This window comes from Vibrio sp. R12-SG2-ISO1 (assembly GCF_059834045.1).
Map to the genome: position 1 here is coordinate 49,392 of NZ_JCBDGO010000029.1, position 26,047 is coordinate 75,438.

General features: G+C 51.3%; 20 protein-coding genes. 14 read left to right on the forward strand and 6 right to left on the reverse strand.

The annotated features are described in order from the left end of the window. Positions 1–126: 126 nt before the first annotated feature. The 14 genes from AC6R10_RS18330 to crp all read left to right on the forward strand — a co-directional run bounded on the left by AC6R10_RS18330 (position 127) and on the right by crp (position 17,076). Positions 127–2,055, forward strand: a complete 1,929-nt coding sequence (locus tag AC6R10_RS18330; protein ID WP_500673117.1) for an ABC transporter ATP-binding protein — start codon at positions 127–129, stop codon at positions 2,053–2,055. Then, positions 1,992–2,582: a TIGR02444 family protein gene (locus AC6R10_RS18335; protein WP_500632853.1), complete on the forward strand. Its 591-nt coding sequence runs from the start codon at positions 1,992–1,994 to the stop codon at positions 2,580–2,582. The genes AC6R10_RS18330 and AC6R10_RS18335 overlap by 64 nt, the downstream gene beginning before the upstream one ends. 4 nt (positions 2,583–2,586) lie before the next feature. Next, on the forward strand, positions 2,587–3,558 hold the full coding sequence (locus AC6R10_RS18340; RefSeq protein WP_500673118.1) for a hydrolase: 972 nt from the start codon (positions 2,587–2,589) through the stop codon (positions 3,556–3,558). Positions 3,559–3,918: 360 nt separating this feature from the next. Next, complete coding sequence (locus AC6R10_RS18345; RefSeq protein WP_500673119.1) at positions 3,919–5,331, forward strand: hypothetical protein; 1,413 nt, start codon at positions 3,919–3,921, stop codon at positions 5,329–5,331. A gap of 32 nt (positions 5,332–5,363) precedes the next feature. Beyond that, a complete protein-coding gene (locus tag AC6R10_RS18350) occupies positions 5,364–7,943 on the forward strand; it encodes an SLBB domain-containing protein (RefSeq protein WP_500673120.1) in 2,580 nt (859 codons plus the stop codon). An 87-nt stretch (positions 7,944–8,030) separates the two neighbouring features. Next, entirely contained in the window at positions 8,031–9,017 is a 987-nt protein-coding gene (locus AC6R10_RS18355) for a Wzz/FepE/Etk N-terminal domain-containing protein (protein ID WP_500673121.1), read from the forward strand. 160 nt (positions 9,018–9,177) lie between these two features. After that, positions 9,178–9,360, forward strand: coding sequence for a hypothetical protein (locus tag AC6R10_RS18360; protein ID WP_500673122.1), 183 nt, complete (start codon positions 9,178–9,180; stop codon positions 9,358–9,360). Positions 9,361–9,462: 102 nt separating this feature from the next. Then, on the forward strand, positions 9,463–10,140 hold the full coding sequence (locus AC6R10_RS18365) for a YjbF family lipoprotein (protein WP_500673123.1): 678 nt from the start codon (positions 9,463–9,465) through the stop codon (positions 10,138–10,140). A 48-nt stretch (positions 10,141–10,188) separates the two neighbouring features. Next, positions 10,189–10,956: a capsule biosynthesis GfcC family protein gene (locus AC6R10_RS18370; protein WP_500673124.1), complete on the forward strand. Its 768-nt coding sequence runs from the start codon at positions 10,189–10,191 to the stop codon at positions 10,954–10,956. A gap of 2 nt (positions 10,957–10,958) precedes the next feature. Continuing rightward, positions 10,959–13,184 (forward strand): YjbH domain-containing protein, encoded by a 2,226-nt coding sequence (locus tag AC6R10_RS18375; RefSeq protein WP_500673125.1) that lies wholly within the window; start codon positions 10,959–10,961, stop codon positions 13,182–13,184. Positions 13,185–13,344: 160 nt separating this feature from the next. Further along, positions 13,345–14,841, forward strand: a complete 1,497-nt coding sequence (locus AC6R10_RS18380) for an SH2 domain-containing protein (RefSeq protein ID WP_500673126.1) — start codon at positions 13,345–13,347, stop codon at positions 14,839–14,841. Between the two features lie 168 nt (positions 14,842–15,009). Continuing rightward, positions 15,010–15,222, forward strand: coding sequence for a YheU family protein (locus AC6R10_RS18385; protein WP_500629854.1), 213 nt, complete (start codon positions 15,010–15,012; stop codon positions 15,220–15,222). 94 nt (positions 15,223–15,316) lie between these two features. Beyond that, positions 15,317–16,186, forward strand: a complete 870-nt coding sequence (locus tag AC6R10_RS18390; RefSeq protein ID WP_500673127.1) for a phosphoribulokinase — start codon at positions 15,317–15,319, stop codon at positions 16,184–16,186. Between the two features lie 257 nt (positions 16,187–16,443). After that, on the forward strand, positions 16,444–17,076 hold the full coding sequence (crp, locus tag AC6R10_RS18395; protein ID WP_004410522.1) for a cAMP-activated global transcriptional regulator CRP: 633 nt from the start codon (positions 16,444–16,446) through the stop codon (positions 17,074–17,076). Positions 17,077–17,269: 193 nt separating this feature from the next. Here crp and AC6R10_RS18400 read toward each other — a convergent pair whose 3' ends face one another. The 6 genes from AC6R10_RS18400 to AC6R10_RS18425 all read right to left on the reverse strand — a co-directional run bounded on the left by AC6R10_RS18400 (position 17,270) and on the right by AC6R10_RS18425 (position 25,980). After that, positions 17,270–18,061 carry a DUF1338 domain-containing protein gene (locus AC6R10_RS18400; RefSeq protein ID WP_500673128.1) on the reverse strand — a complete coding sequence of 264 codons (792 nt, stop codon included), beginning with the start codon at positions 18,059–18,061 and terminating at the stop codon, positions 17,270–17,272. Positions 18,062–18,180: 119 nt separating this feature from the next. Further along, positions 18,181–19,638, reverse strand: coding sequence for a succinylglutamate-semialdehyde dehydrogenase (gene astD / locus AC6R10_RS18405; protein WP_500673129.1), 1,458 nt, complete (start codon positions 19,636–19,638; stop codon positions 18,181–18,183). A gap of 59 nt (positions 19,639–19,697) precedes the next feature. Further along, the gene (astA, locus tag AC6R10_RS18410) at positions 19,698–20,717 is read right to left on the reverse strand and encodes an arginine N-succinyltransferase (RefSeq protein WP_500673130.1); all 1,020 of its coding nucleotides are present in this window, start codon (positions 20,715–20,717) and stop codon (positions 19,698–19,700) included. 195 nt (positions 20,718–20,912) lie between these two features. Then, a complete protein-coding gene (locus tag AC6R10_RS18415; RefSeq protein WP_500673131.1) occupies positions 20,913–22,124 on the reverse strand; it encodes an aspartate aminotransferase family protein in 1,212 nt (403 codons plus the stop codon). A 539-nt stretch (positions 22,125–22,663) separates the two neighbouring features. Then, a complete protein-coding gene (locus tag AC6R10_RS18420) occupies positions 22,664–23,248 on the reverse strand; it encodes an aminodeoxychorismate/anthranilate synthase component II (RefSeq protein WP_500629864.1) in 585 nt (194 codons plus the stop codon). Positions 23,249–23,388: 140 nt separating this feature from the next. Next, positions 23,389–25,980 (reverse strand): ExeM/NucH family extracellular endonuclease, encoded by a 2,592-nt coding sequence (locus AC6R10_RS18425; RefSeq protein WP_500673132.1) that lies wholly within the window; start codon positions 25,978–25,980, stop codon positions 23,389–23,391. Positions 25,981–26,047: the final 67 nt, after the last annotated feature.

Consider the following 26,047-nt stretch of genomic DNA (forward strand, 5'->3'; position numbering starts at 1 on the left):
AGAAAAGCGCAACCCGAAACAACACATACGCCAGCAACACCGACGCAATGATCGACTTTTTACGCCAATCCCCCTACTATGCGACGCAAGACCAGTCCACATCGCGAGAACCCAACGGGTAACATTATGATCACCTTTTCTGACATCGAATTGCTGCGCGGCGGCAAACCCCTGCTTGAACACGCTACGGCGACGATTCATCCGGGGGACAAAGTCGGCCTAGTCGGCAAAAACGGTTGTGGTAAATCCACACTGTTTGCGCTGATCAAAGACGAACTCTCTATCGATGGCGGAAACTTCACTAAACCCGCTCACTGGGAACTCTCTTGGGTGGCTCAGGAAACGCCCGCCCTAGAGCGCTGCGCCCTTGAGTATGTGATTGATGGTGACCGCGAGTATCGTGCACTAGAAGCGCAATTGGCCGAAGCGGAACAGAAAGACAACGGCACGCTCGTCGCTGAGATCCACGGCAAAATCGAAACCATTGGCGGCTACAGCATTAAAGCGCGCGCCGCGGAGCTGCTCGATGGCTTAGGCTTTAGCCAAGCGCAGATGAGCTGGAATTTGACCCAATTTTCCGGTGGTTGGCGAATGCGCCTTAACTTAGCGCAGGCGCTGCTGTGTCGCTCTGACTTGCTGCTGCTCGACGAGCCGACCAACCACTTGGATCTGGATGCCGTGATGTGGCTTGAGCGCTGGCTGCAAAATTACCCGGGTACTTTAATCTTGATTTCTCACGACCGAGACTTTCTCGATCCGATTGTCGGTCGCATCATTCATATCGAGAATCAGACGATGAATGAGTACACCGGTAACTATTCGTCATTTGAAGAGCAGCGCGCGCAAAAACTGATCCTGCAACAAGCGCAATTTCAAAAGCAGCAGAAACAGATGGCGCACATGCAAAGCTACATCGACCGCTTCCGTTACAAAGCCTCCAAAGCGCGCCAAGCGCAAAGCCGCATTAAGGCGCTGGAGCGCATGGAAAAAGTCCTGCCGGCACAATTTGATAACCCGTTTAGCTTTGAGTTCCGTGAGCCGTTGGCCCTACCTAACCCAATCATCATGATGGATGAGGTCAGTGCCGGTTATGGCGATGCCTTGATCCTCGACAAAATTCGTCTCAACCTGGTACCTGGCAGTCGAATTGGTCTGCTCGGGCGCAACGGCGCCGGTAAGTCAACGCTGATCAAACTGCTCTCGCGTGAGCTCAAGCCTCAAGGTGGCGATTTGACCTACTCACAAGGGGTCAAAATTGGCTACTTTGCCCAGCATCAGCTCGAAACCTTGCATCCCGAAGAGACGCCATTGCAGCACATGATGCAAATCGCCCCGGATAAAAACGAGCTAGAGCTGCGTAACTATCTTGGCAGCTTTGGCTTTCAAGGCGATAAGGCACTGGAAAAAGTCGCCCCCTTCTCCGGCGGCGAAAAAGCACGCTTGGTGCTGGCACTGATTGTGTGGCAAAAACCGAACTTGCTGCTGCTCGATGAACCGACCAACCACCTCGATCTCGATATGCGTGAAGCGCTGACCCTCGCGTTGCAAACCTTCGAGGGTGCGATGGTCATCGTCTCTCACGACCGTTACTTGTTGCGCGCCACCACCGACGACCTCTATTTGGTGCACGACCGACAAGTCGCGCCCTTCGATGGCGATCTCAATGACTACTATAAATGGCTGACGGAACAGCAAAAACAAGAGAGGCGTGACGCGCAAGACGCTCAACCTGAAAAAAGCACCACCAACAGCGCAGCCGCCAAGAAGGAGCAAAAGCGTCGTGAAGCAGAATTTCGTAAGCAGACCGCCCCTCTTCGCAAAACTCTGACAAAACTCGAAGAAAAAATGGATAAGTTGGGTAAAGCGCTCAATGACACTGAAGTACAGCTGTCTGACAACAGCCTGTATGAAGCAGAAAATAAGGCTAAACTTAATCAAGTATTGGCGACTCAAGCAAGCTGCAAAGCTGAGCTTGAGGAGGTAGAAATGGAATGGATGGCAGGGCAAGAACAACTCGAACAGATGGAAGCGGCGTTCACGGACGCGAGCCAGTAGAGACCACCGAAGCACAAGCATCGCAAGACAGCGCGCAAGCCGCGCGCCTGTCACACGACGAGCTGTGGGCATTCTGCTTGCAATACTACAGCGTGCGTGAAGTGAAAGACGCCTGTCTTAGTATGCAAAACCGCTATGGTGGCAATGTCAATTTACTGCTGCTGGTACGCTGGTTAGATGAGCAGAGGCTCACCTTTGACGAGCAGGGCTGGGCAACGCTGCACGCTAGCCTGGCGCGATGTGAACCTCTGCTGCACAGCTATCGAGAGCTTCGCCGCAAGTTAAAACTTGGCGCGCCCGATACGCTCTACCGCGAGGCACTGCAATTCGAGCTAGAGCTAGAAAAACAGCAGCAGGTCGATTTGCTCACTGGCGTCAACACGCTCACACTGCAAGAGAATCAAGGCGAACCACTCACCTTGCACTATTGTCGGCAGCAGGATGCTGAGCCCCTCTACGCCGCGCTGCATACCGATTGGTATCCGACTGTCGGCAACCCGCCAAATACAGAAGCGAGCAAGGGATAGGCTTATGACACATTTTACCGCCGCAAAAGGACTCACCAATCCGCACCTGCAAACCTTGGCTCCGCGCCTGATTCGTAAAAAAGCCTTGTTTGAGCCTATCTGGCAAACACTTGACACCCCTGATGGCGACTTTCTCGATCTCGCTTGGAGCGAAGATTGGCAACAAGAGAGCGCCGCGCGCAAACCCATTTTCGTGCTGTTTCATGGCTTAGAAGGTTGTTTTTACAGCCCCTACGCCAACGGATTGATGCACGCGTTTTCTTCCCAGGGCTGGCTCGCCGTGATGATGCATTTTCGCGGTTGCAGCGGTAAACCTAACCACACCGCGCGCGCCTATCACTCAGGCGAAACCGAGGATGCTCGCCACTTTTTACGCCATCTTAACCATCTATTTCCCGAGCAAACCAAAGTGGCGGTCGGCATCTCTCTAGGCGGAAACATGTTGGCGAACTACTTAGCCGACTACCGCGATGAGCCACTGCTTGACGCGGCAACCATCGTCTCCGCGCCTTTGGATTTGTCGGCCTGCGCCGAGCGAATCGAGCAGGGTTTCTCCAAGGTCTACAAAACCTACCTGCTCTCCTCACTTAAGAAAAACGCGCTGCGTAAACATCATCTGTTAAAAGGCGAGCTCGATCTCTCTTATCAAAGCATCAAACGGGTCACTAAACTGATGGAGTTTGATGACCTCATCACAGCACCCCTCCACGGTTTTAAAGACGCGCAAGACTACTACCAACGCTGCTCTGGGATTCATCGCCTAAAAGAGATCCGCCTGCCGACACAAATCATCCACGCCAAAGACGACCCGTTTATGACGCCCGACGTCATCCCGAAATTTGTCCTGCCAGACAACATCGACTACCGCCTGTTCGATCAAGGCGGCCACGTCGGTTTTCTCACTGGCAGCGCCATCAAACCGCGCTTTTGGTTGGAAGAGGCGTTGCCGGCGTATTATCAATCACTCACAACGTGATTTCCGCCGCTATTCATAACTGAGCATCATAGCCCGGCTCAGCGCAGCAGAGGCTCGAGGGGTACATCGTCAGAGAGGCGACAAGTCGTTACAAAATCGAGACAGAATCAGCCCTTTATGCCCCTATTATTATTCGGTATACTGCATATGACTTTGGCGACAGCAGGAGAGACATCCCGCGATCGACTTGGCCATTAGACCTCAGTTTTCATGCCCCTTAAGTCATGCACTTAAGAGGCGTTTTTTTATGCATAATGGATAACCCTCTTCCTTTCGGCATCGACCGCATGAAGAGTAGGGACACATTGCAAATAACTAGGAAAGTTCAGCGCCTATTGCGCTGCGGGTTAACGTTAGAACATGGCACTTTTTTTTCCTTCTTTTGACCACGCACGAGAGTCTCATCGTTTGCAGGCTCACGCGTGCCTGTTTTCCAATCAATGGATGAGGCATCAGATCCAAACTTGGCCACGCAAACAGACGCTATCTCTGCGCGGCAGCGTTGCATTGGCTCTGCTAGCGCTCTCGCCTAGCCTAACCTATGCTTCCCCTTGGGTGGAATCACACGATCCCTTTTTGCGCGCGTCGCTGCACACCTTGTCCGACCGAGGCGTTTTGACCGCGCCGGTCAGCACTTATCCCTTACGCTGGAGCAATGTCGGTGACGACGTCAAAGGTCGTCAGGTGGATGAAACCACGCAAAACGCTGCGCAACATATTCGTCATGCGATGGCCAATGCCCAATATGGCCGAGGCAACGTGATGGCCAAAGCACTCTACCAATCATCACCGACCGCCGATCTCGGTTATGGCTCTGTCGGTAATGACCAATGGGGCATTTACTCAAGCTATGATCACCTTGATGATGATTTCTCCTTTAGACTCAACATCAACTACGCTGATAGCCCAGCGCCCAACGCATCTCGCTCTGGCAGCGACGCAGCGTATGACACCGATGTCAATTTTATCGGAAGTCATCTGACCTTCAATGCAGGATCAGCACTCGTCAGCATCGGCTATCTTGAGCGATGGTGGGGGCCGACTTGGCAACATAATGTGCAGATGGCGAGCTTTGGTGACACCACCCCGTCAGTGCAGCTTTCGTGGCTAGGTGAGCGATTGCCGTTTGGCGGCGCCTGGCATTTCGATACTGTCCTTGATGTCATTGACCAATCATCGGATTACCTATGGTCAAACCGCCTCGCTCTACGCCCATGGCAGCCACTTGAACTGGGTGTAAATTATCAGCTCACCGATGAAGACAAACAAAAACAATCGATGAGCCAATACGGCGTCGACGCTAGGCTCTCTCTACCGCCATTCGGTCGTCTGTCTCACGCGGCATTTGCCAACTGGCAGAACACAGAGTACGAGTATGATGTCACCGCCATCACATACGGCTGGGAAGGTCATCTCGATTGGCTCAATACACTTTGGTCGTTGGTGCTCGAAGGGCAGCAAGTCGACGCCCTCCCTACTACCGAAAGTTGGCGCGCTGAGCAGCAAGCTCTGCTCAACAAAAGCACATCACTATTGTGGGGCGACAGTCACTCTATTGCGCTCTATGCCCAGTTTGCCAATGACCACCGCATGAGCTTAGTGTACCGAGACTCCGACGCCCAAGACAGACAAGAGACTGCCGCGCAACTCGACTATTACCTCCCTTTCCAACACGGAATGTTCAATATTGGCGTCGGTTATGTCGAGCTCACCTCACCGTATACACACATAGATGAACCCAATGTGGTGTTTGGCTATGAATACCGTTATTAATCTTAACTGCATGCAAGGAATCAAGAACCCTTATGAAGTTGCTTAACCCCCTAGTGCTCACAAGCTTACTGTTTGTTAGCCAATTCGCGGCGGCCAATCAACCGACCGCGGCTCAAATTGAGCAGTTCAAAAAATTGCCCAAGGCGCAACAAGAGCAGCTTGCGCGTCAGTACGGGGTCGATCTTTCTTCATTGAACCGTTCTTCTGCCGCTGAACCGGCGGTGACGGCCATTACCGAACCGCAAATGACCGTCACGCCCGCAGAGGCAGAGCCAGTAAAAGAGAGCGTCGATGTACAAGACAATCGCTTACCTGCATTCGGTTATGATGTGCTTAAAGGCAATCCATCTAGCTTTACGACGCTAGATAATGTTCCAGTACCGAATGACTACGTATTGGGGCCTGGCGATGAAGTTCGGATTCAAATCTTCGGCAAAGAAGATCAGCAATACAATGTGGTCGTGGATCGCAACGGTCAGTTGAACCTGCCTAAAATTGGCCCTATCAGCGTGACCGGCAAATCGTTCCAAGATCTCGATAGCGAACTCACCGCACTCATCAAAGAGCGCACTATAGGTGTCAATGTCACTGTCTCTATGGGCAGTATGCGTATGATGCAAATCTACGTCACCGGTGAAGCCACCATGCCCGGCGCGTACAATGTCAACGGTCTCACCACCATCACACAAGCATTGATTGCCGCGGGTGGGGTAAAAAACACGGGCTCATTGCGTGAAGTTCAGCTCAAGCGCAAAGGCCAAACCGTTGCCAAGCTCGATCTGTATCAACTGCTGCTTAAAGGCGATACAAGCCAAGACGTGCGCTTACAAAAAGGCGATACCCTCTTTATTCCAAGCAAGAAGTCCAACATCACCATCAGTGGTGAAGTCACCCGCCCAGCGCACTTCGAGTTAACCACGGCCACGCCACTGTCCACCGTGGTCGAGTACGCAGGTGGTACGCTCAACACTGCCTACCTCAGCAGTGTCACTGTGCGCCGACAAACGCAGCAAGGGATTGTGGTCGATACGGTGGATCTTACCCAGCCAGCCGGTCAGCAATATCGCGTTAAAGATGGCGATGAAATTTTTATCTCCAAGGCCAGCAATAACATTGTTGATGCAGTCGCCGTGCGTGGCCAAGTCACCAAACAAGGCGTGCATGAGTATAAAAAAGGAATGCGTATCTCGGATGTCTTATCATCACTCGACGATGACCTACTTCCTTCTGCTGATCTTAGCTATGCCTTGATTGTCAGAGAGCGTACACCTCACGGAAAAATCGATGTACTGCAGCTAAACCTAAGAGAAGCAGTGACAAAGCCAGGCTCGCAGGCTGACCTCATTCTCGCCAACCGCGATCAGATTTTTGTTTTATCGAACAATTACGACGCGGATTTCTGGCTAGGCAAGGGCGCCCAAAAGCGCAGCGCCCTCGATCAAAAACGTGATACGGATGAAAAAGTCGGCACAAGCGCCGGGCAAACCAACACATCCCGTGCTTCAACATTGGCCGATAATGAAACTTTGACCCTGAGAGAACGTGAGCTTAAACCTATTTTGCAGCGTCTAAAAGAGCAATCCTCGTGGAAGGAACCCGCTCAAATCGTGCAAATTGTAGGCGAAGTGAAATTTCCGGGCACCTACCCGATCACTGAGAATATGACCGTCGCCGATCTCGTTCAAGCTGCGGGAGGCTTTATGGAGTCTGCCTACTTGGATGGTGTGGAAATGACGCGTTTTGATCCTACAACTGAGGACGAGACTAAACTGCTCGACAAGTTGAAACTCAACCTCTCATCCCTATCAACCAACGATGCGCAACGCAAACTGGTGTCAAAAGACCGCATTGCTGTTCTGAAGAATACCGCATGGCGATCAGAAATGGTGGTTCAACTGAGCGGTGAAGTGATGTATCCAGGCACCTACGCGATCAACCGGGGTGATACTATTTTGGACGTCATTGAACGTGCAGGCGGCTTGACTGACTACGCTTACCCGAACGGAGCTATCTTCTCACGTGAGAGCCTAAAAGAGCGTGAGCGTCAACAGATGGCGCACCTACAAAGCACACTAGAAAGCCAAATTGCGGGATTAACCTTACGCAAGAATAGCTCTTCTGCCAGCTTCTCATCGAGCCCATCTGAAGCGATGGCACTGGTGCAAAACTTGGCGGACACGCCTGCGCTAGGGCGTATGGTCATCGACTTGCCGGCCATTTTGGAAGGCAATCAAGAGGCCAATATCATGCTGGCGAATAATGATAAGTTGTACATTCCTGAATTTGACAAGTCTGTCTCTATCATCGGTGAAGTGCAGTTTACCTCGACCCATACCTTCGATTACAGCAAGACGGTAGACGATTACATTCAACTGGCGGGCGGCACGAAAAAGCAAGCCGATACTGATCGCGTCTACGTTGTGCGCGCGGATGGCTCCGTCATGCTGCCGAATAACTCATTCTGGTTCAGTCGCAGCAGTGAGTCCTTACAGCCAGGTGATACCATCATAGTACCGATTGACGTCGATTACCTCGATGGCCTGAGCACCGTCACCTCCGCCACTCAGATCTTGTATCAGTTGGGTGTCGCATGGAGCGCAATCAAAGACTAACGCTCTCCATTTTACTTGCATAGCGAAGCGCACTGGTGAAAAGCATAAGCCCCAGCGCGCTTCGTTTAACCTAAGCCGAAAGATATTATGTCGAAATCTCAACCAATTACACAACAAGACGGACACTACCCATTCCCGCCTTCTTATTACGCTACAGCGCCCGCCGATGACGAAATCGATCTGCGTGAGCTGTTTTATGCACTTTGGCGTGGCAAGTGGATCATCCTATTGACCACGGCTGTTTTTGCCGTGGGTGGCGTGTTGTTTGCGCTATCTCAGCCAAACACCTACAAATCGGAGGCTCTACTGGCGGCTACGCAAAGCAGTGGCAGCGGTGGTTTATCAGGATCGCTAGGAAGTCTCGCTGCCTTTGCAGGCGTCAATATTGGCAAAGGTAACACCGCGGATCCCAAAATTGAGGCATTGGCGGTCCTTCAATCGCGCAAGTTTATCGAAACCTTCATCGAGAAACATCAGCTGTTGGTGCCGCTGATGGCTATCGAGTCATGGAATCCCGACACGGACACCGTGCGCTACAACGCTGATCTCTATGACACCATCAGTGGCGAATGGCTACTCGATGACGAAGGTGAAAGCCTCGAGCCGACCCTATGGGAGGCGCACAAAGCATTTAAGCAAGTGCTGTCTGTCTCAGAAAACAAAGACAGCGGCATGGTGACGATTTCGATTGTCAGCAAATCGCCCTTTATTGCTCAGCAATGGGTCACACTACTGATTGAAGATCTTAATCAATGGATGAAAACCCAAGCGTTGAGTGAAGCGGGAGACAAAATCGCCTACTTGCAAGAGCAGATCACTCGCACCTCGATCACTGAGCTACAGAATATGTTCTACTCACTGATTGAAGAGCAATACAAAACGCAAATGTTGGCGGAAGTGGAAAAAGAGTTCGTATTCAAAACCATCGATCCTGCCGTGGCGCCGGAAGAAAAAGATGGCCCGAAACGTGCTTTAATCTGTGTACTCGCCACATTATTGGGTGGCATGCTCGGCGTCGCCATCGTGCTCGTTCGCTTCGCGTTTCGTAAAGAAGAAGAGGCGCCTTCGGCATAACGCGAAACAGACATTCAGTGTTACCGAGTATGCTAACAGTTTTACATTCTATAAATAGTCTCATAGAATGAAGGGGAAGGGGCTATGCCCTTTTACATCGATGTTTAGTAAGTAAATTTACTTCAAGGAATAAAGTAACATGAAAAAAATTGCACTAGCTATGCTAATCGCAATGGGCGTTTCTGGTACTGCAGCCGCAAATGAAGCTGCTGGCACTGGCGCTGCTGGCGCTGGCGCTGGCGCTGCAGGCACTGTAGTAGCAACAACAGCACTATTAACAGCGGCTCTAGTTGTAGGTACTAGCAGTGATGGTACTGACGGTTCGACCGACGGTTCGAACTAATATCGTTAGGTGCTCATAATCAAACACCCTTAGCTAAGCTAAGGGTGTTTTTTTAGGTGAGATTCTTTTATATTGCCTTATTTGCCCCGTTAGGATTACAGGATGTTAACGCTTAGGAACCCACTTCGTTTCATTTTTTCCGCCGCACTTCTTCTTCTCATATCAGGATGCACACAGCGCTTTGAGGATATCAATGCGACCTTCAAAGAAGTCGTATGGGGTTCAGAAGATATTCACTTACCTAAAGCTCATGTCGATGAGTTGCCTTACGCAAGTATCTACGCTCGAATTAATGATGGTGGACAAATTTTCATGGTGCTCGCGTTTGCAGATACCAACCCAGAAACAGGTCGAACTCAACTGCAATGGCTATCAACAGACCGCGCTATGATCGCCACTGAAAATGGTCGTATTGTAAAAACCCAAGGCCTCCCTTTTGCGAACCTTGCCGGCCTTAGCCAGGTCAATCAGCCGCTGCCCGATGTCGGCACAAAAAGTGAGTGGCAAGCGGAGTACGACTGGCAGCCTGGGTATTACTACGGTCAACGTGCCAACGTCAGCTCAAAAGAAATGGGCCAAGAAACCGTGACCTCACTATTGTGGGAAAAAAGCACCACGAAAATCACCGAGCAGGTGTCGTTTGCTGCGCGCCATAGCGACATGATCAATCATTTCTGGCTCGACGATACCAATCAAGTGGTAAAAACCAAGCAATGGCTGGTGCCCGATGAGCTCTTCATTGAGCTTGAAATTTTAAAACCTTACATCAAAAAACAATAACGGCACTGACACGCCCATTTCTGCACAGGGATAGATAGGACATTCATCATGTTAACACCCATATCTGCACGCCTTTTAAGTGTGCTCTCTATGCTGCTGCTCAGCCTGTCCACTTACGCTGAGACACTCATCGTTGACTTACCTAGCAGTGAGATTTCGCTGCAATACTCAAGCCCTGTTCGTCTTGAACAAGTGCTCTCTGATGCGCGTGAGAACACACCTACAGGAACTTGGCAGGCCTACCCACTGGGTCATCGCTTGTTTAATAAAAACAAACAGCGTGAGGCACGCCAACAGAAACAGCAGGTGATCAACCGCCTCAATGAAGCCTTGCAGGAAGGCCCATGGTTTACCGACAACACAGAGCAGAAACGCTCGATTGGCATGCTGCTCGAGGACATCAAACAGTGGAACGTCGGCTATCGCGAGACGCTGTCGCTCGACTACGATGACATCCGTATCCACCCTCGTCACAACCCTCAACTCAGTGGCCATTTCACCCTAATAGCGGGTGAGCGTACACCGAGTATACAAATTGAAGGCCTGCTATTTAGCCCGCACCAAGTGGCGTTTGATGCCAATAAAAGCGTCAGTGACTACCTTGCCCCGATTCAAGCGCACCCGAGCGCGCACAAGAGCAAAGTCTGGGTGATTTACCCAGACGGGGAAATTGAGCGTGTCGGTTACGCTTACTGGAACGATCAACGCACCGCCCTTGCGCCAGGCAGCGTGCTTTTTCTTGGCTTTGATGTCGAATCAGGCCCACTTTATGACTTAGAACCACAATTGGTTCGCCTACTGAGCATGAGGAAGTAACCATGAGTCGCACTTTACCTACGTTTGTCTTCTCCTCATGTGCGCTACTGGTCAGCCAAGCGCTGCACGCCAGTCAAGATTGGCAAAAGGCCGATTGGGCGGTGTCCCAAAGTGACTTTGGTGGCGTTGGCCTGATGCAGGTGCCGACTGGGCGTATGGCCCCCGAAGGGGAGTTTAACCTCGGCATCAATTACAACGACGACTACTACCACTATACCGCGACCGTGCAGTTGATGTCGTGGTTTGAGACCACCATTCGTTATACGCGCGTGCCTGACGTGCTATACAACTCAAACCCTGCGTACAGTGGCGATAACCTCTATACCGATAAAGGGATCGACTTTAAGCTTCGCCTTCTAGAAGAGAGCTATTGGCTGCCTGAAGTCTCCGCTGGCGTAAGAGACTTTGGTGGCACCGGCCTATTTGATGGCGAGTTCGTCGCCGCCACCAAACGCTTTGGACCACTGGATGTCACATTCGGTATGGGTTGGGGCTATTTAGGTGAGCGCGGAAACGTCACTAACCCTTTCTGCAAAGCAAGTGACAAATTTTGCGACCGCGACTCCAGCTTTAAAAATAATGGCGGCAGTGTCGATTTTGAACGTTGGTTTAAAGGCCCAGCCGCCCTTTTTGGTGGTTTAGAGTACCAAACCCCGTATGAGCCACTGCGTCTAAAAGTAGAATACGAAGGGAATGACTACAGCCGAGATTTCCCGGTCACCCGAGGCAATAAACCTATGCCTCAGCACACACCATGGAACGTTGGCCTTAACTACCGCGTCAGTGACTGGGCCGACGCAAAGGTCAGCTATCAGCGCGGTGACACCCTCACTCTGGGCTTGAACATTTACACCAACTTCAATGATATTGCCGCTAACTGGCGTGATGAGGAGAAGCCGCAAAGTGTGCTAAGGCCAAGCGCTCAAGACACCGACTGGCAAGCGATGGCACAGCAGCTAGAGAACAACGCCGGCTACAAGCAAAATCGCCTCTACAAGGAAGGAAACGTACTTGTCTTGACTGCAGAGCAAACCAAATATCGTGACCGAGACGAAGCGCTCGAGCGCAGTGCACTCATCATGAATAATCAAGCGGATACGTCCATCGAGACCTTTAAAGTCATCGAGACCAAAAATGGCGTGCCGTTAACCCAAACCACGATTGATCGTGCCGAGTTTGCCCATGCGGCCAATGCGCTCTCTATCGATGCCAGTGTGCCCGATGCCTTTGAGCATGGTGAGCCTCAAAATAGCTCTCATGCTTCACCCCCCCTTGCGACGACAAAAGAACGCTGGACTTATGGCATCGAACCCAAACTAACCCAATCATTAGGTGGCCCAGAAGGCTTCTATCTATACAGTTTAGGACTCAATGCCGGTTCTAGTCTTTGGTTGACGGATAACATCGAATTTGGTGGTTCAATTTACTTTAACTTGATAGACAACTACGACAAGTTTAACTACGTCGAGAACTCACCACACATACGCAACCACGCCACTCCTCGTGTACGTACCATGTTCCGAGCGTATGTGCATGACAACCCAGTACGTCTCAACCACTTGCAGTTGACCTGGTTTGAGCAGCCCGCCCAAGACATCTACACCCAAATGTACGGTGGCTACCTGGAGATGATGTTTGCCGGTGTGGGCGGCGAAGTGCTCTATCGCCCAAGAAATACCAACTGGGCAGTGGGCGTGGATGCCAACGTCGTAAGCCAACGAGATCCTAACTCTTGGTTTGGCGTCTATGACGATGAGTATTTCTATTACAGCGGGTATGATGCCGATAACTGTGATGGAAGAAGCGATCCTTGGAGATGTAAAGCTTACGTTCTTGACCAAGGCTTTACCGGCCACGTCACGGGCTACTATATGCCGCAGTGGCAATTCTTTGACGGTACCCTGTTTAAAGTCAGCGCAGGACAATTCCTCGGCGGTGACATCGGTGCGCGCGTCGATTTCTCCAAACAGTTTAAATCCGGCGTAACTGTCGGTGCATACGCCACCTTCACTGACCTGACCGCGGATGAGTATGGCGAAGGCAGTTACAACAAAGGCTTCTACATCTCTGTGCCGTTTGATCTTGTAACGGTCAAACCAAGTACCGGCCGAGGTACCATAGGTTGGGAGCCCATCACTCGTGATGGTGGCCAAATGCTCAACAAGCAATATGATCTGTTTGATGTCACCGACCCTCGCTCGCCTTGGTATCAACGCCCAGGCAACTGATGCTCGGTTAAGCCTTCACCCAATCTCGCCGCCTCCCACGGGCGGCGCTTTTTTATCAGCACTTTCACCATTAATATAAATAAGCTCCGATACCGTACAACGGCATAACTTTTGCTTTCTTATACCCATGCACTTTTGACTCTGAGGCGAGATTTTGACGATGACTTTAACCAAAAAGGCGAGCGTATTAGCCCTACCTTTACTGCTCCTAGGCTGTGGCGGAGGGGAAAGTGGTGGAGGTTCATCACCACAACCAGTAGCGAAATATACACTGAACTTTTACGCGCTTGTAAACGTCGCCCAGAGCGCGGTTTCCAACTGTGCTGTTTATGGACAAGATGACGAAGATAATCCAACAGAATACACGGTGGCAAGAAAAGCAACCGGACAGAACCTTAATGTGTATGTTCACAATGAGGATGGCTCATTAAAGCAAAGTTACAACAATACGAATTGGTCTAATGGTAGTTTTACTTTTAATCAGAGCGTTGTGCCATCAGACGGTTATCTAAGCATAGTAGCGACCAATACGGCCGCTGGGTTTACCGGATACGACATCCTAACAATGGAAAAGTCACTAATTCCCTCCAGTTTTAATATCAATGCGAAAGGCGAGACCTCACAAAGCGCATGCATCACCAGTACTAGCCAATCTTCACCACAAGATTTTACCGGCCACATATCTAACGACGGTGATTCTCAAGATGGGTGGTTTGCTTTCCACTCAGCGCAAGAAGAGGTGAGCGGTGCGCAAAATAGCCCGATTGAATTTAGTAGCATCTCTAAAAAAGATGTATTAGCCGCGAGATATTGTCGCGAGACTCCCACGCCGACAACCTGTAACGCAGGTGAATTACTTAAGTTCAAATTTGTCACCACCGCTAACCTTGGCACAGCGGCAAACCCAATCGAGCTCAATGATGTTGATGACAGCAGTTTAGTTTGGACACCTGATACCTCAGCAGAGACCACCATCGATCAGGCGAATCTGAACGTTTACCGTTCAGGCACTGGGGCGATTTTGTGGCAAGCTCTCAATACTGCATCAGCCAGTTCGTATAGCTACGCCAACAGCCTAGACGCACTCTATTACCTTAACGTATCTGGTGACCACTCATCATGGGACTTTGAGTACACGAAACAACCTCAAAATGTTTCAGTCGAAATAGACGAATCTTCAACACTGACAGATAGCAATATTCCCGCGGTTATCACGGTATCTCCACCCACTTTAGTTGGATGTTCTGGATATACCATGGACTGCGTTGAAGGCTACGATACCACACCACCTGCATCCCTCGACCTGCAAAGAACCTTGGTTCAATCTACGCTCGATAACACCTCGACAAGACAAAGTATCTACGCGACGGCAAAGCAATATCAACCACTCATGTCGTTTGATAACGGTATCGACACTAGTTGGAACTCTTCCCTTGATAAAGTGGAAGTATCGCTCGTCGAAAGCGCAGCAAACAGCGATGTCGAGGACGCTCTATTGACCAGTAATTTTGATGCTTATGCTATCGCCAACAATACTTATTTAAGTAAGAACTACGCTGATAGCATCGGTGTACTAGAGAACTCAGCAACCATTGAAACTACGCTCAATAAACTCCTATTCACTGAGTACAAGATTTTCAGATATAGTCATCAATAAGTTCGCAAACTTAATCAAGACTGGGCAAAAAATCGCCCATTATTTTACCAAGGGAGAGCCATCGCGCTCTCCCCTGTACGTTATACCGCGAGTGCATAAAGTCCCTAGAACCCCTCTAGGAACTAGGCACTGACGACTAGGAACTCCCCCATCAACCAACGAGGCCCTATGATTATCCCTTGGCAACAAATCGCTCCTGACACCCTAGACAACCTGATCCGTGAATTTGTACTGCGTGAAGGGACGGACTATGGCGAGCAGGAAATCTCTCTTGACGAGAAAATCGCCCAGATCCGTCAGAGCTTGGTGAGTGGTGAAGCTGTGGTGGTCTATTCAGAGCTGCATGAGAGCGTGGATATTCAACTCAAATCAAAGTTTTAATATTTCCAGTGCGTTAAAAAACGCCATACCGTGATCAATCAATAGAACATGCTATATTGGTCATCATTTGACAAGGAATAAGACAAGGTTTGTCATGTCAGCAAAACACCCCATTATTGCCGTAACGGGCTCTTCCGGTGCGGGCACAACCACGACCTCTGAAGCGTTTCGCAAAATGTTTAACATGATGCGCGTGAAACCGGCTTGGGTGGAAGGGGACAGTTTCCACCGCTTTACGCGCCCAGAAATGGATGTCGAGATCCGCAAAGCGCGCGAGCAAGGACGCCACATCAGCTACTTTGGTCCGCAGGCGAACGACTTCCCTGCGCTGTCTGCGTTTTTTAAGCAGTATGGCAATGAAGGCACAGGGCAAATTCGTCGCTACTTGCACACCTTCGATGAAGCCGTGCCCTACAATCAAATGCCGGGCACCTTCACGCCGTGGCAAGATTTGCCGGAAAATTCTGACGTCTTGTTCTATGAAGGACTGCATGGCGGCGTGGTGGATGGTGAGGTTAATGTCGCCCAACACGTCGACTTTTTGATTGGCATGGTGCCGATTGTGAACTTGGAGTGGATTCAAAAATTCGTCCGTGACACGCGCGATCGCGGTCACTCACGCGAAGCGGTGATGGACTCGATTGTCCGCTCGATGGATGACTATCTCAACTACATTACCCCGCAATTTTCGCGCACCCACATCAACTTCCAACGCGTGCCGACCGTCGATACGTCCAACCCACTTAACGCTAAAGGCATCCCAAGTTTGGATGAGAGTTTCGTGGTGATCCGCCTGCGCGGCATCAAACAGGTCGACTTCCCATATCTGCTCGCTATGATTGATGGCTCTTTCATGTCGCGCCACAACACCATTGTCGTGCCGGGGGGTAAGATGAGTTTTGCGATGGAGCTCATCGTCAGACCTATCCTACAGCAGCTTATCGAGACGGGTAAAATTGGCTAGCGATCAGTCCTAAGACCCGTTTACTTGTCATACCGTGATCATGTGCACATTTTTGCGTAAACAATCACCAACTTGACACGATTAAAATCAAGAAATCCCTTTTGAAAAAGGCTACTATTTGTAACCGAAACAAAGATGGCTTGCAGCATTGAATAAGTGCTCTTATCCTAAAAAGCCTTGTTCAAGGCTTCGCGTCTTTTACTGGCGCGACAAAAATGGAAAGCGGCAAGCGTACCCTGCAGAGGAAGTGAGATATTATGGTTCTAGGTAAACCTCAAACCGATCCAACATTAGAGTGGTTCCTGTCACATTGTCATATTCATAAGTACCCATCAAAAAGCACATTGATCCACGCCGGTGAGAAAGCAGAGACGCTTTACTACATCGTCAAAGGCTCTGTGGCGGTACTGATTAAAGACGAAGAAGGTAAGGAAATGATCCTTTCTTACCTAAACCAAGGTGACTTTATCGGTGAACTTGGTCTATTTGAAGAAGATCAAGAGCGTACCGCTTGGGTTCGCGCTAAATCACCTTGTGAAGTTGCAGAGATCTCATTCAAGAAATTCCGTCAGCTTATCCAAGTCAACCCTGACATCCTGATGCGTCTATCTGCGCAAATGGCAAGCCGCCTACAAGTGACGAGCCAAAAAGTCGGTGACCTCGCCTTCCTAGACGTGACAGGCCGCATCGCGCAGACGCTACTTAACCTAGCGAAACAGCCAGATGCCATGACGCACCCAGACGGCATGCAAATCAAGATCACTCGTCAAGAGATCGGTCAGATTGTCGGCTGTTCACGTGAGACCGTTGGCCGAATCTTGAAGATGCTTGAAGAGCAAAACCTGATCTCCGCCCACGGTAAAACCATCGTCGTCTACGGCACGCGATAAGAGTTAGAGGCGAGTTCCTAGTGACGAGTTCCTAGAGAAAACCTTTAAAGATAAGAAAGCCACCCTGTCTACCAGCGGTGGCTTTTTATTTACCAGGCCCTAGCACCATCACCCACTACCCATCACCCATTTCACCAGCCCCCTCTAGGAACTAGTAACTAGGAACTAGGCACTCCCATCAACTAGGCACTCCCTACCCATTCGTACTCTCAAATATCTTATCCGCTGACGCCGCGACAAACCCTGGGTAGAGCTCCCCATTACTCATCTGATAGCGTTTGGCAAATTCGTAGAAGCCGCCTGGGATCACTTGCGTACCGTCACTAAAGCTCACCTCGACTTTGTCTGCCATGGTGGACGATTGCTCAAGCAGTACCTCTGGTGAGCCTTTCACTTCGCCGCCCGACTCATTGATGACAAAACCCGCTTGGCGAAGATGCTCATTCACCGCCGCCACCTCGTCAAATGCCTTGAGCTGATTAACGCTTACGGTGAAATGGTTAGCCCCATAGCCGTGCGCCGCAAGCCATGCTGCGTACTCACTCTCTTGGGCGAGGGTTTGAAAATCTTCATAGCTGAGATCCCACAAACGGCCCGCATACAAAAACTCATGGCTTTGTAGTGTGGATGCCTCCACTTGTGCCACCAGCTTGCTGACAATGCTTTGCAGAGGCGCTGAGCACTCTTCGACTTTCAGCTCACTGATGAACACTTTTGGCAGCGTCGGATCGGCGTGCTCATAGTGCTTGGCGACCAAGTGCTTGCTCTCAAAAAGATAATCACCACACGCTTGGTAACCCAGTGCAATAAATGGCGCAGCTAATGTCTCGATACCGAGCGGCGCGATGTTAAAGGTGCGCAGCGCAATATGGTCATTGATCAGCGGCTCATCTTCTTCTAAAAGCTGATGAACCTTGGCCGCTTGAGGGCATAGACGAGAAATATAGTCTTGCCACAGTAAATCGAACAGTTGAGCAGGCGTCATAACGTCTCCATGTTAATCGTGAAGCTGAATCGTAAAGCTAGTTCTTTAAAAGAATGGCTTAATCACAAACCTAGCAATGAATCGAACACCTTGGGCTCCAAGCGAGCCCAAGGTGCGTCTTACAGTTCTACACCCGGGCTTAACGTCTCAGGCAGCAAGGTGTGCTCGCCTTCCATCGACGCCATAGGGTAAGCGCAATAATCCGCAGCGTAGTAAGCACTTGGGCGAAGGTTGCCCGAGGCGCCCGGTCCGCCAAACGGCGCATCGCCACTCGCCCCAGTTAATTGGCGGTTGCGATTGACGATCCCTGCACGAATGTGGTCAACAAAGTAGGCCCACTCATCATCATCAGTGGACACCAGTCCAGCAGAGAGACCAAAGCGGGTGTCATTGGCCAGCTCAACCGCGCGCTCAAGACCTTGATAACGCACCACTTGCAGCAGCGGGCCAAAATACTCTTCATCTGGCAGCGCGTCGATGGCCGTGACATCAATAATCCCCGGAGTGACAAACGCCGCCTCGCCCGCTTTCGCTTCCACCAAGCTCACACCACCAAGGCTCTGTAAGTTCGCCTGTGCGTTGAGGATAAAGTGTGCCGCAGCTTTAGAAATTTGTGGTCCCATAAAAGGCGCTGGCTCTGCAAACGGCTGATCGACGCGCAGCTTGCGTGTGGCCTCAACCAAGCGATTGACCAAGGCATCGCCTTTGTCGCCCACAGGCACATAGAGACGACGCGCGCAGGTACAACGCTGCCCAGCACTGATAAAGGCCGATTGCAAAATGGTGTAGACCGTTGCGTCCAGCTCACCGTAGTGCTCACTGATGACCATAGGGTTGTTGCCGCCCATCTCCAGTGCCAGCATCTTGTCTGGCTGACCTGCAAACTGACGATGCAGCAGATGACCCGTATTGGCGCTACCAGTAAACAGCAGGCCGTCAATGCCTTTGGACTCCGCCAGCGCAATGCCCGTCTCTTTGCCCCCTTGGACTAAATTGATCACGCCCGCAGGTAATCCGGCTTGTTGCCACAGCTTCATCGCTAGCTCACCGGTCAGCGGCGTTTGCTCTGACGGCTTGAACACCACGGTATTGCCCGCCAGCAGCGCTGGGACAATGTGACCATTGGGTAAATGACACGGGAAGTTATACGGGCCAAACACCGCCATCACACCCAGCGGGCGATGGCGCAGCACAATTTGGTTGCCCGCCGCTTCACGGGTACTTTCGCCTGTGCGATCATGATAAGCGCGAATAGAGATGGCAATTTTGCCCGCCATCGCCGCGGCTTCTGTGCGCGTTTCCCACAACGGCTTGCCGGTCTCTTTAGCAATCACTTCGGCTATCTGCTCGCTGCTCTCTTTCACTTTTTCAGCAAACGCCAGCACGATGGCTTCGCGCTGCGCAAAGCTGAGTTTTTTCCACGTCTGAAAGGCGTTTCTCGCCGCGCTGACCGCCGCTTCGACTTGCGCGCTGGACGCGCTGTCACCCTGCCAAATGACCTCGTCATTGTACGGGCTGGTTGAATTCATCGGCTCGCCTTGTCCGGCCAGCCACTCTCCTGCAATCCAATGAGTCATGTTGTTTTCCTTGTCCAATTCTACTGCCATTACTGGGCTGACTATTCCTGAGATAGCGATTACTGAGCCAGCATACGCACATAGTCACCATCGCCGACTTGCAGCGCGTTCGCCACCTCTGGCGCTAGGATGACCGAACCCGACTCTTTGTCGTACGCCGCTTTGGCGGCGGTGGCTCTAAAGTTCTCAAATGAGGTGTTAGCAATCAGGTAGTCCTGAGAACTGGCGTGTTCAGAGAGGCTCACTTTGGCTCGAAACGATTCTCGCACCGACTCGATATTGCGCACCTCACACTCAACCGTTGGGCCGCCGTCAAAAATGTCGACATAGTTGCGACAGGTGAATCCTTCTTTCTCTAGAAGGCGCAGCGCCGGCTTGGTGTTCTCGTGCACTTGGCCGATCACCGCTTGCGCCTCTTTACTGAGCAAGTTGATGTAAATCGGCAGCTTAGGCATCAAATCGGCAATGAAGCCTTTTTTACCGATCCCGGTAAGATAATCCGCCATGGTGAAATCAATCGAGAAGAAGTGCTCTTGCAGCCATTGCCAAAACGGCGAGTTGCCGTTCTCATCAGAGACACCGCGCATCTCGGCAAACACGGTTGTCGAGAAGCGATGCGGATGCTCGGCCATCATCAAAAAACGACACTTCGACATCAAACGACCATTAAGCCCGCCACGGAAACTGGGTCTGAGAAACAGCGTGCAAATCTCACTGCATCCGGTGTAGTTGTTGCCAAACGTGAGCAGTTTCACCACGTTATTCACGCCCAGTTTGGGAGATGAGTGAACAATGGTGCTAATGTGGTACGAGTAAAACGGGACATCCCAGCCAATCGAGGCTTCGATTCCGGTACACCCGGCCACTTCCCCCGTCTCGCTGTCAAACCCAACCATCAAATAGCCTTCGTCACCGGGCTCGGTCACATTGGCTTTGCCGAAGCTGTATTCGGAATGGGTAATGCGGTTCGTCAACAGCTCTTCGTTGACGGGTAGAGAAGTAAATCCGTGACCAGACTCCACCGCGCATGTGTGCAGCGCGTCATAGTCCGAAATAGAAATAGGGCGAACAACCAGCATCGATACTCCCTCCTGATGCGATATAAGTTCCTAGAGGTAAGGTCCTAGTTCCTAGAAAGCAGTGCCTAGTTCCTAGAGGCGAGTTCCTAGAAAACAGTGCCTAGTTCCTAGAGGCGAGTTCCTAGAGAAAGGAAAACCTCACTCTAGGAACTAGGAACTAGGAACTAGGAACTAGAAACTAGACACTCACAAAACCTAAACCAAACTTGCGATGGCTTTATCTAAACGTGCGAGACCTTGTTCGATCTCTTCTTTGGTGATCACCAGTGATGGCGTGAAGCGCACGACGTTAGCGCCGGCGACCAGTACCATCAGGCCTTCTTTACCTGCGGCGACCAGAACATCACGAGCGCGGCCTTGCCACTGCTCATTCAGTGCAGCGCCAAGCAGTAGGCCTTTACCGCGAATTTCGTCGAACAGGTGGTACTTGGCATTGATTTTGTTCAGACCATCACGGAACAGGGCTTCACGCTCGGCAACCCCTGCCAATGTGTCTGGTTGGCTGACGATATCAACCACGGCCTCAGCGACCGCACACGCTAGCGGGTTACCGCCGTAAGTCGAACCGTGCGTGCCCACTTTCATGTGCTCCGCGAGCGCATTGGTGGTCAGCATTGCCCCAATCGGGAAACCGCCACCGAGTGATTTCGCTGTGCTCAAAATATCCGGCGTCACACCCAAACCTTGGTAGGCGTAAAAGTTGCCAGTACGGCCGTTGCCGGTTTGCACTTCATCGAAGATCAGCAGCGCATTGTGCTTGTCACACAGCTCGCGCACAGTCGCAACAAACTCGTCCGTTGGCGAGATAATGCCGCCTTCGCCTTGCAGCGGCTCCATCATGATGGCGCAGGTGCGATCTGAGATGCGCGCTTTCAGTGCTTCGACATCGTTGTAAGGCAAGTGCGTAACATCGCCCGGTTTCGGGCCAAAACCATCCGAGTAAGCCGCTTGACCACCGACCGTTACCGTAAAGAACGTTCGGCCGTGGAAGCCTTGTTTAAAGGCAATAATTTCCGATTTTTCAGGGCCAAACTTATCGGCTGCCACGCGGCGAGCCAGTTTTAGCGCCGCTTCATTGGCTTCTGCGCCTGAGTTAGCAAAGAAGACTTTCTCGGCAAAGCTCACTTGGGTCAGCTTTTTCGCTAAACGCAGCGCTGGCTCATTGGTCATCACGTTGCTCAGGTGCCACAATTTTTGACCTTGCTCGGTCAACGCCTTCACCATCGCAGGGTGACAATGCCCCAAGCAGCTCACGGCAATCCCCCCTGCAAAGTCGATATACTCATTGCCTTGCTGATCCCACACGCGAGCACCCTCGCCTTTCACTGGGATCATCTCCATTGGGTTGTAACAAGGCACCATCACCTCATCAAACAGACCGCGTTCTACGTTCACTTCAGTTGTCATCGTCTTTCCCTCTCGATACTGCTCACTGGATCGCTGTTGCTCGATATCTCTTCATTGATTGGATATCTCTTCATTCATTGAAAGTCTCTTCGTTCATTGGTGTCGCCCACGACGTTCGCTTATCACGTTACCAATAGAGACAGAAAACAGAATGTTTTGCATATCAGCCATCACAGCATTGTATTTACAATTAATTAACCATTTCAATAGTGATTTATTCTTTTTATAGGCACCATAGGAGGCAAAACCCTATTGAGCTTGAGTATTTATGCACGATGCCACCCCTTTTATGAAGCAATTTATTCTTATAACAAAGATAAGCAGGGGTTTAACCCAGAGGCAACAAGGCGCGAGCCCAGAGCGCCACTTGGCTAACGAATAGTTTTTCAATCGCTATGCAAACGGCAAGTTATGAAATAAATGTTAAGAAAAGTGATCTGAGTGCGGTTTTCAGCACATTAGGAAAGAGACGAGTGTTGCACGCGGCTTGCTGACCGATTTGAAGACAGTTTTAAACTATGCGCATTCAATCATGCGCGTTAAACCATGCGCGTCAGGAAATTCGCCAGCAGCTGATGCCCTTGCTCGGTTTTGATCGATTCCGGGTGAAACTGCACCGCGTCAATCGGCAGAGTGCGGTGCTGATAGCCCATGATCTCATCCATGCTGCCATCGGCGAGTGTCGTCCAAGCCGTGAGCTCAAACTCACTCGGTAGGCTGTTTGCCTCGACCACCAGCGAATGGTAACGCGTCACCGTTAGCGGGTTATTGAGCCCTTTAAAGACGCTCTTACCCGTATGGATAATGGGGGAGGTTTTGCCGTGCATCACTTGACGCGCACGCACAACTTTGGCGCCAAAGGCTTGGGCAATCGCTTGATGCCCTAAGCAGACACCAAGAATCGGCAGCTTACCAGCAAAGTGGCGAATGGCCGCTAGGGAAATCCCCGCTTCATTGGGCGTACATGGCCCGGGGGAAATCACCAAATGGCTTGGCGACAGCGCCTCAATCTCTTCAAGCGTGATCTCATCATTACGTCGCACCAACACCTCGCAGCCCAACTCACAAAAGTATTGGTAGAGGTTGTAGGTAAACGAGTCGTAATTGTCGATGATCAGTAGCATGAGTGGCGATGACACACAGGTTGGTTTTCACTGGGGCGGTATTGTGCAACACCATGCTAGAAAGGCAAGGGAAAAGCGCAAAAATAAGGCCAGCAAACGCTGGCCAGAAGTTGATGTGATGAGGTTGATGTTGCGAACCCTTAGTGGGTTCTTCTGCGCCATAACGCCAAACCAAACAAGCCTGCCAACGCGCCAAGGCCAAACGAGCCTGCCATGTTGAGCTCTAGCACCGCTGGATCATGATCCGACGAGCGGTAGTGATCGCGATAGGTCGGCAGATCCCCTTTGTACTCTTGGTTGTAATCAAACAGCGTCGACTCGCCACCATTGATGTGCCAATCGGTCGCATCGACAAAGTGTTTGTTGAGGCTTGGACTTATCAGCAGGTGATCCAACGCGCCCACTTCATCATTGTACGAGTAGCTCCAGCTCTCTGGATGCGCTTTCGCGACTGCATTGATGTACCCGTAGTTGTGGGTGATCACCGCACCTTGATCGCCAAACTGCTCCTCACCATTGATCACGGTATTGCGTGCCGCGGTGATGGTTTTCGCGTACTTCTCTGGGGTGTAATCGGTCAGCACCAAGAGTGGATCTTCCATCCCGTAGGCGTTGAGGTCGCCCAAAATGACTTTGTGTCCTTTGATGGCCTGCAGCGCATCACCCAGCGCGACGGCCGCCGCGACGCGGAACTGCTCACACGACCCTTGCCAATCGGAATCTTGGCCACCCTGACCGCCTTGCTCAATCGGCGCAGCGTCTTCCCAGCACTTAGAGCCTTTCGATTTGAAGTGGTTGACGGCCACCGTAATGGTCTCTTTGGTGCCGCGTACTTTGAATGTTGGCGCGAGAGAGTCACGTTGGTAATTCTTACCGTCTTCAATTACTTTACCGTTGTCATCCAGCACTTCCGGTGCCTGCTGAGAAGGCATGGCAATCACACGGGCTTGTTTGAGCTTGACCACTTTCGGCCGATAGAGCACACCCGTGGTAATCGCATCGGTGCCCACAAAGTCTTGCCCGTCCTCACTGCCGTCGCCATTGCTGTCAATCGCGACATAGCGGTATTGGTCGCGCTTGCTCTCGATGCGCGCATTGAGCTCCTGCACTAAGCGGTGAATCGCCCCGCCCTCACCAAAGCCGTTGTTTTCGATCTCCATCAAACCGATGATGTCGGCATCTAAACGCAAAATGGCGTTGAGGATTTTCGCCTCCTGCACCTCAAACTCCTCAGCGCTGTTGGCGCCGCGATTGTCGCCAAATGGGTTGCTATCGCCACCGAATGGGGAGTTAAAGTAGTTGAGTACGTTGAAGGTCGCGATACGCAAGTCGCCTTGCTTCAGCTCGGGTGTATCGGTGCGTGGATCGTTATGGACAAAATTCTCCGCATTGAGTGAGTTGGTCGCGATTAAGCGATACTCGTTGTAGCTGTAGCTCAGCACGCCCTCTAGACCGATGACGGTGTCATCGATACGAATGTAGTCCTCGGTGGAGCCATCTTGGTCGACGTCAGTGCGGCCAAAATCGGCGTAATACGGGATCTGCCCATCCGCGGCTTTTTGATCCGATTCGACAAACAATCGGCGCGCCGCGTTGCTTGCGCTTTGCTCTAACGCCTCTGGCGAACCAGCCGCAAAGACTTGGTTAGGCTGCATATTGATTCGCTCGTGCGCCAAGACCATATTGTTGCGACGCGCCGCGTAATCATAACCAAAAGTGCGCGTCACACGCATATCCAGTTCAGCCGAGGTGCGCACGAGCATGCCTTCATAACGCTCTAGCGTTTGGGCAAAGCTCTGATCACTCTCGATAGGCGTGATATCGACCGCCACGGGCGCGGCTTGCTCGCCCGTTTTCACCCAGTCGTTCGCTTTAAGCTGAGTGAGATTGTAATACTCTTGCACCTGACCTTTGACACATACCACATCGCCCGCATTGAGATCGGAGCTGGACTGATTGGTGTACACAAACAGGCCTTCGGAAGTGAGCGGATTGCCATCATCGCTCAGTGCTTGCAGGTAGAAACCTTTGGTGAGCCCAGTGGTGACGGCGCTGACCACCCCTTGGACAAAATAACTCTCAGCGGTGATGTATGGGTAACCATCAATAAAGGGTGACGTACTGCCTTCCCCTTGGATGGTTTGAATGTCGGTAAAGTTTGGCTCTGCACCATCTTGAGTACAGGCAAAAGGCTCCGGCAGCTCAGCGCCATCCAATACGCCAAGACCTGTGATGTCATCCGTTTCTAGTGCCACCCAGTCGCTGGCGTTATAAGTGCTTGAGGGCGTCATGGCTTCACTGGCGCGCACTAAGGTGACGTTTTCACCAAAGCTCACATCGCCCATCACACCGATGATGTCGTGTACGTTGCCCTCATAGAGCAGTGCGATAGGATCATCACCATTAAAGCTGGTGATACCGTGGATTTCGTTCGCCACGGCTCGTGTTTCGGCATAGGCTTGTGAGTTCGCCACCACCCACACGCTTTTCGCCGCGAGGGTGACGGAGTCCAAATCGAGTGTGGCGCCCCACTCACCATTGCCGTTGGTGGATTTGGCAAGTTGGAAACCAGTCAGCGTGACGGCTTCCTCGCCAGTATTGGCGATCTCGATGGCTTTGTTATTTGAGCTTCCCTCGACATATTGCGAGAGCAAAATATCTGCGGCTACCGGCGCAGATAAGGCACTGGCCACCACGGCGGCCAGTAAACTGGGTGTGAATGTGTGTCTCATCGTGTTTCCCTTGCATGCTTTCTGTTCGATGCGAGAAAGCGCGTTCCATATCACTTTTCGTATGAGA

Coding starts and splice junctions, on each gene's coding strand:
- AC6R10_RS18330 (WP_500673117.1), top strand. CDS start 127: ATGATCACCTTTTCTGACATCGAATTGCTGCGCGGCGGCAAACCCCTG.
- AC6R10_RS18335 (WP_500632853.1), top strand. CDS start 1,992: ATGGATGGCAGGGCAAGAACAACTCGAACAGATGGAAGCGGCGTTCAC.
- AC6R10_RS18340 (WP_500673118.1), top strand. CDS start 2,587: ATGACACATTTTACCGCCGCAAAAGGACTCACCAATCCGCACCTGCAA.
- AC6R10_RS18345 (WP_500673119.1), top strand. CDS start 3,919: ATGGCACTTTTTTTTCCTTCTTTTGACCACGCACGAGAGTCTCATCGT.
- AC6R10_RS18350 (WP_500673120.1), top strand. CDS start 5,364: ATGAAGTTGCTTAACCCCCTAGTGCTCACAAGCTTACTGTTTGTTAGC.
- AC6R10_RS18355 (WP_500673121.1), top strand. CDS start 8,031: ATGTCGAAATCTCAACCAATTACACAACAAGACGGACACTACCCATTC.
- AC6R10_RS18360 (WP_500673122.1), top strand. CDS start 9,178: ATGCTAATCGCAATGGGCGTTTCTGGTACTGCAGCCGCAAATGAAGCT.
- AC6R10_RS18365 (WP_500673123.1), top strand. CDS start 9,463: ATGTTAACGCTTAGGAACCCACTTCGTTTCATTTTTTCCGCCGCACTT.
- AC6R10_RS18370 (WP_500673124.1), top strand. CDS start 10,189: ATGTTAACACCCATATCTGCACGCCTTTTAAGTGTGCTCTCTATGCTG.
- AC6R10_RS18375 (WP_500673125.1), top strand. CDS start 10,959: ATGAGTCGCACTTTACCTACGTTTGTCTTCTCCTCATGTGCGCTACTG.
- AC6R10_RS18380 (WP_500673126.1), top strand. CDS start 13,345: ATGACTTTAACCAAAAAGGCGAGCGTATTAGCCCTACCTTTACTGCTC.
- AC6R10_RS18385 (WP_500629854.1), top strand. CDS start 15,010: ATGATTATCCCTTGGCAACAAATCGCTCCTGACACCCTAGACAACCTG.
- AC6R10_RS18390 (WP_500673127.1), top strand. CDS start 15,317: ATGTCAGCAAAACACCCCATTATTGCCGTAACGGGCTCTTCCGGTGCG.
- crp (WP_004410522.1), top strand. CDS start 16,444: ATGGTTCTAGGTAAACCTCAAACCGATCCAACATTAGAGTGGTTCCTG.
- AC6R10_RS18400 (WP_500673128.1), bottom strand. CDS start 18,061: ATGACGCCTGCTCAACTGTTCGATTTACTGTGGCAAGACTATATTTCT.
- astD (WP_500673129.1), bottom strand. CDS start 19,638: ATGACTCATTGGATTGCAGGAGAGTGGCTGGCCGGACAAGGCGAGCCG.
- astA (WP_500673130.1), bottom strand. CDS start 20,717: ATGCTGGTTGTTCGCCCTATTTCTATTTCGGACTATGACGCGCTGCAC.
- AC6R10_RS18415 (WP_500673131.1), bottom strand. CDS start 22,124: ATGACAACTGAAGTGAACGTAGAACGCGGTCTGTTTGATGAGGTGATG.
- AC6R10_RS18420 (WP_500629864.1), bottom strand. CDS start 23,248: ATGCTACTGATCATCGACAATTACGACTCGTTTACCTACAACCTCTAC.
- AC6R10_RS18425 (WP_500673132.1), bottom strand. CDS start 25,980: ATGAGACACACATTCACACCCAGTTTACTGGCCGCCGTGGTGGCCAGT.